Genomic DNA, 13418 nt, shown 5'->3' with positions numbered 1-13418 from the left:
TCGGGGCGACCGGGGGACGGGGGAGCCAGGGGGGTGTTTCCCGCCATCGGCTTGGAATCCATACCGCCGTCATCCGAAGAACTGGATTTGTCCGCGACAGTGGCGGAGGTGGAGCGTTCGGCCGCGATGGTGGGAGAAACGGGATCTAACCGAGGGGCGGGGTCAGTGGGAACAGATGGTTCGCGCGCGGGGGTAACGGGGGGGGACGTTCCTGCGGGAGCCGCGGGGGCAGGAGCTGGCGCATCGCCAGCGGGGGGGGCTTTTTGGGCGGGAGAAACGGGACGGGCGGATTTGGCCAAGGGGGCGGGCTTGGGACGAGTAAGGTCCTTGAGCACGCGCTCGCCCGCGGGATCACCAGGGCGCTCTAACCGATCCAACGGACGCTCGCTGGGCCGTTCGGCGGGACGGGATTTACGGGCGAAAAAATCGCGAAATTTAACCTCCTCTTCGTCGGTTAAACTAGCCAATGCCGAGCCCTTGCCGCTGATGCCCGCCTTGGGCAACATATCGACCAGGTCCTTGCTATCGAGCTTAAGCTCTTTCGCCAGTGAATAGATACGAACGGCCAAGTTCGGCCTCCCTCGCTTGCGAAGAATCCGCCATAAAGGTGCGCGGAATCCTCGGGACTGATTAAAACGTTATGACTTCATTGGTCACTCCCGCAGACAATCCGCAAATTTCGCATTCCCAAACCGCGTATCGATCTTCTTTTAATGCTGAAATTTTGCTGGATCGCCGGCACGATTCGCCATGACTTCCCGCCAACCACCTGCACGTGAATTACTTGTTGCCCCAACCGCGTTCAACTCATTCTCATCCCGCCCGCATCCACCGCAAATCCTATCCACCATCAACCCTGCCAGACGGGGCATTATCCCGCATTATCCGCAGGTTCGGCGGCCCCGCCCGCCGCAACGGCTGATTCAGCGGCGGATTGATCCGCTCCTTCGTGACCCAACACCCCGTCGGCGTTCCCCTCGCTCCCGCCATTTTCATCCAGCAATTGTTCGGTGCCGGATGTTTCGGCGTTGGGATCCGGGGCATGCACAACCAGTTCCAGGGGAGCGGGCTTGCTAGGGGAAATCGTCACCGCGCTGGCATACGGCGCGTTACGATCGCGGCGCTCGGACAATTTTCGCTCGGCGGCCTCGGCTTCTTCGGTCGCCTTGGCGATCCGTTCTTGTTCTCGTTGTTTGCGACGCGCCTCGGCCGCGGCGGCTTCCGCCTCCGCCGCCTGGGATTCCGCTTGCTCGGTGATCGCCATCACTTGCTCTTCGGACAGGCCGCTCATTTCCATCAAATCCGCCGGCTCAATGATGGACAAATCATCATAGGACAAAAAGCCCTCGCCGACGAGTTTTTCGGCCAATTCCTCGGTGACATCGGGAATTTGGCCAAAGCCCTGGATCGCCCGCTCGATTTGCTCGTCCAACTCTTCGCGGGTCATGATTTCGATATCCCAACCGCAAAGCTTGCTGGCCAGGCGGACATTTTGGCCGCGGCGGCCAATTGCCAATGACAATTGATCCTCCCGCACCAGCACGATCGCCCGGCCCAGCATTTGGCACAAAATGACTTCATCCACTTCGGCGGGCTGCAACGCATTGGGCACTAGCACTTGCAGGTCTTCGCTCCAGCGGACAATATCAATGCGCTCTCCCCCCAACTCGTCAATGATATTTTTGATCCGGTTCCCGCGCACGCCGACGCAAGCGCCCACGCAATCGACCCGTTGATCAGAACTGCTGACGGCGACTTTACTTCGGTAACCAGGCTCGCGGGCCATGGCCCGGACTTCGATAATTCCGTCGGAAATTTCGGGGATTTCCTGCTCGAACAGGCGTTGCACCAACTGGGGGCGAATACGGCTGAGGATGATTTTTACGCGGGAACCTTGCTTTTTGACCTCAAACACGGTGGCCCGGACCCGCTCGTTGGGATGGTGGGTTTCACCGGGGATCTGCTCGCTTTTGGGAAGGATGGCCTCGGTATTTCCTAAAGCGACGGTGGCGGTCCCCGCCTCGTATTTTTGAACAATGCCCGACAGCATTTGTCCGACTTGTTCGTTGTATTCGTCGTACAGCGAGTCCCGCTCGGCCTCGCGGATTTTTTGAATAATGACTTGTTTGGCGGTTTGCGCCCCAATCCGTCCGATGGTTTCTTCAAAGTCTAATGACTCGCCATTGCGGGTGGCGGCGATTCCCCCATCGCGGCGGTCAATCACCACCTGGATGTCGTCGGTTTCCGCATAATATTTTTTTGCCGCCGAAACAAATGCCGACTCAATCGCCTGAAAGACGACTTCCTTATCGATGTTTTTGTCGCGGTGGAGCGCATCCACAATCCGCAACACTTCAGTGGCGTTCATAATCGGTTATGAAAGATTAATGATTTGCTAAAAAAACAAAAAAACGGGCCGCGAATCCTCACGCCCCGCCTTTGCAGCAGTGCCAGTGCCCACGAACTCACCAACGCTGGATCAGAACTACATGGCTAATCCCTGCAAAAGGACGGTAACACGAAGGTGCAAAAATCCCACATTCTCTCCCGGCGACACGTCAACGGGTGAAAATATGCCTAACCAAAGCATGTCACAAATTCTAAGTAACGGCCCGGATTACACTTAGGATAATCACTAACGCAACCTGACCGTTAGCTAACCATTCATTAACCTATCTTATTGGCCAAAAAGTGTCAAGGTAGCGATCAGCGGGAAGTCAGGAGTATTTATCGACCAAAATCAACTCCCCTGATCCCAATTCATAAATAATATTCTTGACCCGTCGGTTTTTTCCCTCTAAAACAATCCACCGGCGCCCCGGACATAAAAACACCTCTTTTTTTGCTCTCTCCAGCCCCCCTTTTGTTCACCCTCCGGACGCACATCCACGTTTAGGCCGCAAATCCCGGGCCGTAGCCGATTGGACACTGCCACTTTATAATCGCAATTCTTGCATCGACGGCCTTGATCGCTTTGCCCTAGCTTTCCGCACATGCCCAAAATTCTCTTTAATATTACGCACGGCTTTCAGGCGCGGATGTTGTTGCGGTCGCAAATAGCGGAAAACCTGCTGGCGGCGGGGGTGGAGCTGGTCGTGGTATCGCCAAATGCGGAAGAGGTGTATTTTCAACAGGAATTCGCCCATCCGCAGATCACCCTGATAAAAACCCCCCTGAAAAGCAGTCGGCTCGAAAACTACCTCACCACGCTGCGACAATACTTTCTCATGAATCCCCGCCTGGGGGGGACGCTCAACGCCAAAAGCGAAACTTTGCGTCGGAATTCCCCGGGGTTTTATTGGTTCTCCCGCTGCGTCAACCAAGTCCTGGGTAATATCCCCCCGCTAAGGCGGTTGTATTTATATTTAGAAAAAAAACTCTATGCTGGCCGCGAATACGACCCTCTGTTACTATCCGCGCGGCCCGATCTGGTGGTAACTGGCACGCCTGGCTATTCCCTGGCCGATATCCACCTAATCCGGGCGGCGCAGCGAGCCAAATTGCGCACCGCCACGGTTATGTTGTCCTGGGATAACCTGACCAGCAAAGGCTACATGGGGGCCCAGCCGGATCACCTGTTGGTGTGGAGCGATCTGATGGCTGGCGAGGCGGTCGAGTACCATGATTATCCCCGCAACCAAATCCGCTGGTGCGGCGCGGCCCAATTTGACCAGTATTTTCAATATAAGGCTGGCTTTGACCGGGCCGCCTGGCTGACCGCGCAGGGAATACCCGCCACCGCCAAATTGCTGATGTACGGCACCATCAATCCCGGCATCGTACCCCACGAGTTTGAAATTCTGCGCTCCCTGGTGCAACGAATCAACGCCAACGAATTGGGGGATCAATGCTATTTGTGGATACGCCTGCATCCACAGGTCATTAATGGCTTTTGGGCCCAAGATTGCAAAAAGTACGAAGCCCTGGCCGGTCCGCGCGTCCGCATCGAAAAGCCCCCCGTCCGCGAATCGACATTGGTCTGGGACCTGCCCAAGTCCGACATGGATCATCTGGCGAATTTATTGTGCGCTTCAGATATCAGCATTAATTGTTGTTCCACGTTGACCATTGACGCCGCCTGTGTTGATACGCCGATCATCAATACGTTTTTTGATGGCGAAACTCCCCTGGCCGATCCCGCCAAAAGTGTCGCTCGCTTTGCCCACTACACGCATTACGCAAAATTGTTGGAGACGGGGGGCGTCGCGCTGGCCCACTCTCCCGCTGAATTTATCACACTAGCCCAAAACTACCTGCAAAACCCCCATTTGCACCAAGCCGAGCGCGCCGCGATTGTGCGGCAACAGTTTAATCGGTTAGATGGCAAGGCGGCGGAACGCACCGCCCACTGCCTAATAGAGCTGTGCGGTGGGCCTAGCGGAGGAGAAGGTCGTATTCAGCCGGAAATGGCCGCGACAACCGCGAAATAAACTCATCCCCTCTTGTAAGCCTAGCCAAAAATGATCCCGTTCTTTGCTGATAAAACGGATTCAATCCCAGGCCCATGAATCATCCATGCCGCTAACGTTAACTCCCCTGGCCGCGCCGATCTCCCCCCAGCCCAGCACAGCCAACCTCCGTGGCGACGCGCGGGCGTGGCGGTTTCCCGAATTCTTCTCCCTTACCACCGAGCAAATCGCCCAATTGCCCCTGCAAATCGGCAATCGCACACGCACGACGGGGGAGTGCTTTAGTATCACGGGAGATGGCGCGGACCAGACACTGATCATCGCGGGAGATATCTCTTGGCTGGATTGGCTGGGTGGGGGGTTGGCGGGTGGGTCGATATCCGTCAGGGGTAGTGTTGGCGATTTTTGCGGAGCGGAAATGAGCGCGGGGCAAATCTCTATCCTAGGGGATGCCGGCCATGGCGCGGGATGCCAAATGTCTGGCGGCACGCTCGTGATAGAGGGCAACACTGGTAATAATACCGCGGGCTGCTTTGCCGGGAGTTTACGCGGACAGCGGGGAGGAACAGTGCTCATTGGCGGTTCAGTGGGAAACCATGCCGGCCAGTATCAACGCCGAGGTTTGCTGGTTATCGGCGGAAACGCCGCGGCCGAGGCGGGACTTTTCCAACGGGCCGGGACAATCATTATCGGCGGGACCGCCGGACCCCGCATGGGCCAGGGGATGCGGCGGGGGACGATTGGCATTCTGGCAAAAGATTTACCCAAAGGGGAATTGAAAGACCTCCCCGCTGTCCAACCTTTTACCAAACTACCTTTTCCTGATTGCCTGACCCCCGGCCGATTTGTGCCTGGCTACCAGGGCCAACCCGTGGTGTTCAACTTACTTGCCCGGCATTTGCGCAACTTTATCGTGAGAAATGACCTGCTGGGGCAGAATGGCGCATTTTCCCTGGGGACTAAATTGACGCGAATTTGCGAAGAGTTACAGGGCAAATTACGATTGTTTCATGGAGATTTATTGGCGGCGGGCAAAGGGGAAGTCTGGATTGCGGCCGTTTAGCCGATTTATGCGACGATTTTGTCACAAACCGGTAACTTGACCTGCCCGGCGGCTAGACGCCCCTGGGACTTTGACACTAAGTTGATTGCCGAATCCCTGAAAATCCAAATTTCGATTCATCGTTCATCATGATGCCACGTCCACTGGGAATTGACCTGGGCACGACCAACTCCGCGGTCGCCACGCTGGACGCGGCGGGCCGGACGGTCATGGTTCCCAATTCCCAGGGACAGTTAATCACCCCCAGCGTGGTGTTCTTTGCGGATGAAGAGGTCGTGGTGGGGCGCACGGCCAAGGAACTAGCGCTGATGGACCATAGTCGCGCGGCGATATGCGCCAAGCGGGACATGGGAAAGCGGAAATTTTCGCAATTGATTCGCGGGTCGGCCTTGCCCCCCGAAGTCATTCAATCGTGCATCCTCAAGCGACTCAAAAATGACGCCGTGTTGATCCACGGGCAAGATCTGGCGGCGGTGATCACCGTCCCTGCCTACTTTGACGAACCGCGCCGCCGCGCCACCACCCGCGCGGGAGAGATGGCGGGCATTAATGTGTTGGACATTGTCAATGAACCGACCGCCGCCGCGCTAGCGTATGGCGAGGAGCTAGGATATTTGGACCGCCAGACCGGCGGATCGCGCGATACGTTGCGCGTCTTGGTGTACGACCTGGGAGGGGGAACTTTTGATGTCACACTCCTGGAAATGCAGCCCGGCGATATCCGCACCTTGGCGACCGATGGCGATGTGCAACTGGGGGGACGGGACTGGGACGAGGCCCTGGCCAACTATGCCGCCGACAAATTTCAAGAGTCGTTCCAAATTGACCCCCGCACTGACGCGCAAATGCGCGGCAATCTGATCCTGCAGGCGGAGCTGGTCAAACAATCACTCAGCCAGCACAACCAAACGCTTTTTGAAGTGCAATTTGCCGAGCGGATCATGCCGGTCATGATTACCCGGCAATTGTTTGAGGAGCTGACCGAAAATCTGTTGGAACGGACCGCATATACCGCGCGACAGTTGATCCAAACCGCGCAATTAACCTGGCCGCAAATCGACAAAGTGCTCTTGGTCGGTGGTTCCACCCGGATGCCCATGGTCCGCCGGATGCTGACGGAATTGACAGGTAAACCGCCGGAACAAGGAGTCCACCCCGACGAAGCGGTCGCGCGGGGGGCGGCATTGTACGCGGATTATTTACTGCATAAGAAATCTCCCACGGGTCAGGCAAAATTCGCGGTAAGCAATGTCAACGCCCATAGCCTGGGGATCGAAGGGATCGACCGGCGGACACAGCGCAAGGAAAACGTGATTTTAATTCCGCGCAACACGCGGTTACCGGCGGTCAAGGTCGATAAATTTGTCACCTATCGCGAAAACCAGCGCTCGATTGTCGTCAATGTGCTCGAGGGAGAAAGCCGCAATCCCGCGCATTGTTCCCAAATCGGCCGCGCCGTCGTGCGCGACCTGCCGGAACTGCTCCCCGCGCGGTGGCCGGTCGAGGTAACGTATGAATACCAGGAAAACGGCTGCTTAAAGGTCTCGGCCAAAGTCCCCGGCACCCAGCAGTCGGTGTCGATCGAGCTGCAATCCGCCACCGCCACATCCTCCCAAAACGTCAATCGCTGGCGCGCGGCGATCGAGTCCGACAAAGGGCTCAATGAATTTGAACGCATGCTGGAAGATGTGCTGGGCGAAGACGACCCGTCCGACGATGACGATTTGCCGCTGCCGGGAGATTCCAACCCGCGCCTGGCGGAGAAAAAAATGGCCCCGCCACCGGCAAATCCCGGCCCGGAACAGCCAAAGCCGCGGTCTTTGCAGACAAGTCAGGCAAGTGGCGGACAAACCCTGCAGGCCAAACCCGCCAGCCCCCGCGCCGAGCTTACCTCCACAGCGCCAAAATCCTTCTCCCGGGAACAAAGTCCTGCGCCCACTCCAGCAACGTCCACGGTTCAGCAGCCGGCACCCCGCCCGCCCGCCCAGCAAACCTCCCGCCCGCCTGGCACCGTACCGCGGCGATTAGCGGATCCACCCGCCGAGTCATCCAGGGTTGCCGCGCCCCTTGCGGAAGAAAAGAACGTTAAGCGGCAACGGTCCCAGTTAACCAGCACACTTTTGGTGGTGGGAGGATTTGCGGTCTCGGCGATATTGGGCTTATTAATCGGCTACTATGTCGTGGCCAACTACACACCGTCGGGCAATTTTTTAAATTTACCGCTGCCCGGTTTACCACAAAAGGCGGAGTAAGCAGAGGCCGCCACCGGGAATGTTCTACCGAAAGAGATTTTCCCGCTCCTAGGAAGGCATGTTCATTTCTCACCGGAATTTTGTCGATTCGGGGAGTTGGCCAATTTCTGGCAGCATGACGCGATTTTGGGGCCGCCCCGGATATTGATACGGATCCGCCGACACCCCCCCCGCCGTCCCCGCGGGCGGTGTTTGTAAGCTGACATACGGAACCGTGCCCGGGCCGGTGGTTCTTGGTTGATTCGTGGTTATGGCTCCCGGATTAGGCGCGGCGTTCATCCCTCCCGCAGGCGCATTCGGCCCAGCCTGCCCCGCCACGGACTGAAATGGATTATCGTAAAATGGGTTTCCGTTGGACGTCGTGGCGGAATTACCCGCCACCGTGCCGGGGGCCGCGGAAGTTGTCACACCATAGGGCGGGGTAGCGGCCACTCCCATGCTATTTGGCATTGAGCCCGCCGGATTGACCGTGCCGGGCGCTCCCCCCATGGGCATTCCACGGGGATAGCTGGCTGGCATGCTCGGCGGTGTGGCATAACTATTGGATCGCGGGCTACCGGCGATCCAGTCCCACATGCCGGCGTTGGGCGTTCCATTACTCCCCATCGCTGCGGAATTTGACGCCAGTTGCATGGCTCCTCGGCGTCCTTGGGGTGGTGTCGCCGCCATGAAAGAACTCGAGGGACTTTCGTAGCCACGGCTTTCGCCACTGGCGCTGGGCGCGGCCCAACTTCCTCCTCCCACCCAACTTCCAGACTTAGGATTGGCCACGCCCCAGGGGTTGGCCGCGACAGGCGCGGCGGTGCCCGTGGGCATGCCGTTCCAGGCGGGGTTATTAGGAGGTGGCGCGGGAGCGCCAAAAACGCTGGGATTGGCCGGATTGCCCGGAGGGGGGGTACTGCTAAGTGGAAATCCCTGCGGAACTGTCTGGGGGGCACCCGGAGCATACCCCGGAGCGGTGGGTGAATATGCCCCCGGAGCCATTGTGGGCGTAAACGCGCCGGTATTGGGAGGGGGCATCCGGTTAGAACCGGCAAACGGATCAAATGGAGCGGGCGCATTCCGACAGCCACCAGCCGCGAAAATCATCGCGATCAATGCCCAAGGAAAACAGCGGGAAAAAGGAAATGCGCTTAAGGGCATGGCCCGCCTCCTGCGGACTAGCCAAGAATTTGCCCCTAAGAGGAGCAAACGGGATAAATTTTGTCCGCCAAAGAATAGCGAGGCGGCCTAATTTGTCGAGAGCATTTTGCTGGCGACTGCCGTGCTAGCACGTGGCGGAGCTAGGTCGCCGCTTTTCCAAGGGGAAATTCCCCCCGCGCTAGCTCGATATCCCACTGGTCCATCAAGGGCCAGTCGGCGGCGCAGGTTCCCCAATCCGCCATGTGTAGATAACCTTCTAGCCGTTGAATCGCCCGATCCAACAACGCATTGTCTTTCTTAAAAATTGGCCCGTGACTGGGGAGTAGCCATTCGACATCGCTACGGCGAATACGGGCGAGAGAACGTAAAAAGTCGGCGATATCACTGCCGTGATGCGCGTCGATCGCGCCCACGCAGCCATCGCGATAAATGTTATCGCCGCTAAAGAGCAATTGACCCAACCGAAAGCTCAATTGACTATCGGTATGGCCGGGGGTGTGCCAGACTTCCAGCTCTAAATCTCCCACTTTGACTTTGTCCCCTTCGTCAATCAAATGATCGATTTTGACGGGAGGCATTTTTAAGTCGATTTTTTGGGGGATGACCTCGGCAAAGGTTTTTAATCGATCACCCGTTTCCAGTGGTTCCGCCGCCAGCTGATGTGAAAAGACCGGCGCCTTGAGCAATGCCTTGAACCGCGCCAGGGCCTGGATATGATCCACATCGGCATGGGTGGCAATGATTCCCTGGCAATGGGAAAGTGGAAAGTCCAACTCGCGAATCAGGTTGATGATCTCGTCGGCTGTTTCCTCAAATCCCACGTCGATGAGCACCCATTCGTTATGGTCATAGACCAGATAGACATTGCAGCCCAGACGCTGGCCCGCCTGATAATTCATTTCAATGACATGCGGAAAGACGGGCTTGCGCGGCAACATAAGAATTCCTGTAAAAGATAAAAGTCGGCGGTAAGATCTGCTCCGCCGACGGTTGTAGATGATTGTAAAACCTTTAAGCGGGAGCGGCTAGGGTTGCCCGACGGGACAGTCCTTGCATAGTGCAAATTTAATGAAATGTGAAAACTAGATGAGGCAGCGCCGCGCAGCGCGCTATTCCTATTCGTTACCTCCTAAGATCGCCGCCAATCCCGCGCGATAATCGGGAAAAATGAATTGGGGCCGCAATTCATGGACAAAACGGGAGTTATCGATCCGCTTATTTCCCGATCCACGCCGCGGGGTCATGCCCGCAGATGGGACGGCGGGGGGATCAATCGCGTTAAAAATGGGGGGCGGGGCATTCAGCAGCCGCGCAACTTCGGCATAGTAATGAGCGCGGGAGACCGGATGGCCGTCGGCGATAAGGTAAGTTCGCGGAGGCGCGGCCCGTTCCCAGGCTAATTCCACCGCTTGAACCGCGTCCTCCACGTGAATCAAATTCAAATAGCTATCCGGATTGACATCCAAGACGGCCCCTCCCGTAAATGCCGCCCGATTGGGAACCCGCTGGGGGCCGTAAATGCCCGCCAAACGTAGAATGACCGCACGTTGGCCATGTGCATGGGACAACAGCAACTGTTCCGCCGCCAGGCACGCCCGGCCTCCCGTGCGGGTCGGCTCCGCGGGGCTGTCTTCGTCGATAAGCTCTCCTGCCCCCTGGCCATAGACTCCGGTACTGCTGATGGAGATGATTTTTCCAAATTTTTCCGGCAAAGCCGCCAAGACATTTCCCAGCCCCTCCACGTACACGGTATGTTGGTCGGGGCTAGCGTGGCGGTCATAGCCAACGCTCCACAATACATGATCCGTCGGACCGACAATCCCCCGCAAGCAGGCCAGGGTATCCGGCTGCGTCACATCCGCGACGATCGGATACAACCCCATCCGCCGAAACTCTTCGGCTCGTTGGCGAGAGCGGGTGACCGCCGCAACCGGCCATTCCCGCGCCAGCCATAGCCGAGCAACCCGTTCACCCAAATATCCACAGCCCACGATCAGATGCATGGCTCGTTTTCCTATTTCACACGGTCCCCGGAATCCGCCCCCTTGTCCGCAGCGCGCAAAATTAGGACGGATCCTCCAGCGGCGGCGGACTATGCGTCGGCTGGTGACGGCTCTCGAGGTAACTTTGCAACAAAACCGTCGCGGCCAATTTATCCAAATGCTTTTTGCGTTGGCTGGCCTTTAACCCGGACTCGCGCAAAATTTCTTCCGCCGCCCGAGTAGTATAGCGTTCATCATGCAGGGCAACCGGTTGTGATGTCAGCCCCCCCAGCCATTTGGCAAACTGCCGGGCTTCGCGCGATTTTTGGCTTTCTTGGCCATTGCCGTGCACCGGCAAGCCCACGATAAACCCGCAAATCTGCTCCTGTTGGGACAGTTGTTGAAAGTAACCCGCATCCAGCGCGGGAGTGCGGCGGTGGTAAATTTCTCCGGGTGAAACCAAGCTTTGTGCCGGGTCGGTAATAGCCCAGCCAATCCGCACGGTCCCGTAATCGACTGCGCAGATGCGGCCGGAATAAGGTATCGCCGCTAGATCCGCGCTCTGGTCCATGATTCAAATAGGTTTCCGTTAAACCAGCTTGTTGCGTTGATTAGGGAAGCGGCTGTTTTTCCGCTTCGGTCAAAAAGTATCCATGTTGCAAAAATCGCACCGCCGCCTGCTGGACCTGGGGGTCGCTCATCTGGCGAAAATGCGACGCGGGGAGCAACACAAAATCCCGCGCGCCGGGCAATTTGGCTTCTTCCACGCCAACCAAAATATCATCATCCCCGTCGATCAGCACATTATAACCAAAGTCATTTCCCAGCCCCCCCGCAATAATTCCAAACTCGCAGGTCGGTGTGCCCAATTGCGGTTCCAATTTTTCCCAACCCCGCGCTAGTTGTTGCCCGGATGGACCGGAAAAACTATCGAACAACACGTTTTGTCCCGCGCGCCGCGCGAGCTGCGCCCCTTGATTGGGGGGGCCGACCATCACGATTCGCCGAATGCGCGGATCGGGCGATAGTTTCTTGGCCGGATCGGTTTGGTCCCGCCAATAATGCCGGATCACAATATTACCCAGGCTGTGCGCCACTAAATCAATTTCTTGGACTTCGGGCAGGTGACGGATGACGCTGGCCAAGCTGGCCGCATGTGCCGCCACATCCGCCTGTGTGCTGGGGTAACCCAGGCAAATTACTTTGGCATCAGTCTCTTTGCGAATGGCCGCCGCCATTGATTCGCAATATTCCCGATACCGGCCCAATCCATGCAGCACGAGCACCACCCGCGCATGCGCCGGGGGGGCCGGTAATTGAGTCTGGGCTTGCCGCAAGCTGGCTAAACATTCTTCAAAGGTTCCGGTTCCTTGCGGTTTCAGCATTTCATCCAGGACGCGGCAACTGCCATCGCGGCAGTTCTTTTGGATCCGCCAGTCGTGAATGACCGCTTCGTCCGACCACAGGGGCTGGCTTCGCAGACTAGATCCCACCACTCGCAAACGTTCTTCGATCGATGCCGGTGGGGCTGGATCAGGCGGGGGGAGCGGTTCGGCGGCGATCAACCCCCTACTAAAAAACATTCCCCAAGCCACGGCTAGTGCCATCCCGAGGGTCATCTTCGCCCCGTTTTGGACAACCCTATCACCCCAACCTTCAATCATTCCCAAGTGTAACATGTCAATCCCGCGATTTTTTCCCTGTAAAAAGCACTTCCAGTAAACACGACATTAGTATTATTGGTCGAAACAGCTAAAATACGAGGTCTGTCCCACAAAACCTGCCTTTTGCCTTGATCAACCTGGTGGTTTGCCTTGCTAGCAAGTTCCCTAGGCCCTGAACTTAAAACATGTTAAGATAAAATTAATTACCGCCTTATGCGAGTGGAGCCTTCCTGTGACCGCCGAAAACCCCGCCGAACCTGCTCTCGAAAACGTCCGCAAACGCTTACGCGAAGCCAATTTACGCTGCACCGCGGCCAGACTTTGGGTAATGCAGGAATTGATCAAGGCTCACGCCCCCCTTAGCCACGCCCAGGTGGCGGACACGCTGGCCCCGCAAGGTTTTGACCGGGCGACAATCTACCGCAACCTGATTGAATTATCGGACGCGGGGCTGGTCTCGCGGATTGAACTGGGGGACCATGTTTGGCGATTTGAACTCAAGCGTCCCAATCAAGATGGCACCTTGGACCACCCCCACTTTGTCTGCGTGGATTGTGGCGAAGTGACTTGCCTGCCCGATGTGAATATCAATCTCAAGCCCGCGGCCGGTTCGGTCGGCTCACCTATCATGGCCGTGACCGAAGTCTTGCTCAAGGGGCGCTGTGGGCATTGCCCCACATCAGTGTAGCCCTGGATTGCCGCTGGCAAATGGCTCATTCCCGGCAAGATGTCCCCTCGGGGAACGATTAGATTGTGTATAGTCTGTTGGTTGCCCATACCATCGGCTGGGGCACTGTTTTGGTACTTATTTTCATGGCCTGGTGAATTGCTCTTGGCAAGAGTTTGTAAATTTGTTAATTCAGGGGAGATAGAGCGGCTACCAAAGCGATTTTTTCACTCATTTT

The 13418-nt window shown here is 57.1% G+C and carries 11 protein-coding genes; 4 read left to right on the top strand and 7 right to left on the bottom strand.

Annotated features, from left to right (window positions below):
* The coding region (locus SFX18_15620; protein MDX1964580.1) for a translation initiation factor IF-2 N-terminal domain-containing protein at window positions 1–569 on the bottom strand (569 nt) is incomplete at its 3' end.
* Window positions 570–871: 302 nt separating this feature from the next.
* Window positions 872–2368, bottom strand: a complete 1497-nt coding sequence (gene nusA, locus SFX18_15615) for a transcription termination factor NusA (GenBank protein ID MDX1964579.1) — start codon at window positions 2366–2368, stop codon at window positions 872–874.
* Window positions 2369–2993: 625 nt separating this feature from the next.
* Between nusA and SFX18_15610 the strand changes: the two genes are divergently transcribed.
* From SFX18_15610 to SFX18_15600, 3 genes are all read left to right on the top strand, one after another.
* Window positions 2994–4430 carry a hypothetical protein gene (locus SFX18_15610; GenBank protein ID MDX1964578.1) on the top strand — a complete coding sequence of 479 codons (1437 nt, stop codon included), beginning with the start codon at window positions 2994–2996 and terminating at the stop codon, window positions 4428–4430.
* 85 nt (window positions 4431–4515) lie between these two features.
* Window positions 4516–5472: a formylmethanofuran dehydrogenase subunit C gene (locus SFX18_15605; protein ID MDX1964577.1), complete on the top strand. Its 957-nt coding sequence runs from the start codon at window positions 4516–4518 to the stop codon at window positions 5470–5472.
* Window positions 5473–5600: 128 nt separating this feature from the next.
* A complete protein-coding gene (locus tag SFX18_15600; protein ID MDX1964576.1) occupies window positions 5601–7724 on the top strand; it encodes an Hsp70 family protein in 2124 nt (707 codons plus the stop codon).
* A gap of 69 nt (window positions 7725–7793) precedes the next feature.
* Here the strand turns inward: SFX18_15600 and SFX18_15595 are convergent, their stop codons facing one another.
* The 5 genes from SFX18_15595 to SFX18_15575 form a co-directional block, all read right to left on the bottom strand.
* Entirely contained in the window at window positions 7794–8867 is a 1074-nt protein-coding gene (locus SFX18_15595; GenBank protein MDX1964575.1) for a hypothetical protein, read from the bottom strand.
* 140 nt (window positions 8868–9007) lie between these two features.
* Window positions 9008–9805 (bottom strand): MBL fold metallo-hydrolase, encoded by a 798-nt coding sequence (locus SFX18_15590; protein ID MDX1964574.1) that lies wholly within the window; start codon window positions 9803–9805, stop codon window positions 9008–9010.
* Window positions 9806–9982: 177 nt separating this feature from the next.
* Window positions 9983–10870 (bottom strand): SDR family oxidoreductase, encoded by an 888-nt coding sequence (locus SFX18_15585; protein MDX1964573.1) that lies wholly within the window; start codon window positions 10868–10870, stop codon window positions 9983–9985.
* A 61-nt stretch (window positions 10871–10931) separates the two neighbouring features.
* Window positions 10932–11420 carry a Holliday junction resolvase RuvX gene (ruvX, locus tag SFX18_15580; GenBank protein MDX1964572.1) on the bottom strand — a complete coding sequence of 163 codons (489 nt, stop codon included), beginning with the start codon at window positions 11418–11420 and terminating at the stop codon, window positions 10932–10934.
* Between the two features lie 40 nt (window positions 11421–11460).
* On the bottom strand, window positions 11461–12468 hold the full coding sequence (locus SFX18_15575) for a hypothetical protein (GenBank protein MDX1964571.1): 1008 nt from the start codon (window positions 12466–12468) through the stop codon (window positions 11461–11463).
* Between the two features lie 277 nt (window positions 12469–12745).
* Between SFX18_15575 and SFX18_15570 the strand changes: the two genes are divergently transcribed.
* On the top strand, window positions 12746–13201 hold the full coding sequence (locus tag SFX18_15570; protein ID MDX1964570.1) for a transcriptional repressor: 456 nt from the start codon (window positions 12746–12748) through the stop codon (window positions 13199–13201).
* Window positions 13202–13418: the final 217 nt, after the last annotated feature.

The sequence above is a fragment of the Pirellulales bacterium genome (assembly GCA_033762255.1).
GTDB lineage: Bacteria > Planctomycetota > Planctomycetia > Pirellulales > JALHPA01 > JANRLT01.
Note: the sequence above shows the minus strand (reverse complement) of the source record. Positions and strands in the feature narration are given on the sequence as shown.

Excerpts from the sequence above, each read along its gene's own strand:
- nusA (MDX1964579.1), bottom strand. The coding sequence starts at position 2,368 with ATGAACGCCACTGAAGTGTTGCGGATTGTGGATGCGCTCCACCGCGAC.
- SFX18_15610 (MDX1964578.1), top strand. The coding sequence starts at position 2,994 with ATGCCCAAAATTCTCTTTAATATTACGCACGGCTTTCAGGCGCGGATG.
- SFX18_15605 (MDX1964577.1), top strand. The coding sequence starts at position 4,516 with ATGCCGCTAACGTTAACTCCCCTGGCCGCGCCGATCTCCCCCCAGCCC.
- SFX18_15600 (MDX1964576.1), top strand. The coding sequence starts at position 5,601 with ATGATGCCACGTCCACTGGGAATTGACCTGGGCACGACCAACTCCGCG.
- SFX18_15595 (MDX1964575.1), bottom strand. The coding sequence starts at position 8,867 with ATGCCCTTAAGCGCATTTCCTTTTTCCCGCTGTTTTCCTTGGGCATTG.
- SFX18_15590 (MDX1964574.1), bottom strand. The coding sequence starts at position 9,805 with ATGTTGCCGCGCAAGCCCGTCTTTCCGCATGTCATTGAAATGAATTAT.
- SFX18_15585 (MDX1964573.1), bottom strand. The coding sequence starts at position 10,870 with ATGCATCTGATCGTGGGCTGTGGATATTTGGGTGAACGGGTTGCTCGG.
- ruvX (MDX1964572.1), bottom strand. The coding sequence starts at position 11,420 with ATGGACCAGAGCGCGGATCTAGCGGCGATACCTTATTCCGGCCGCATC.
- SFX18_15575 (MDX1964571.1), bottom strand. The coding sequence starts at position 12,468 with ATGACCCTCGGGATGGCACTAGCCGTGGCTTGGGGAATGTTTTTTAGT.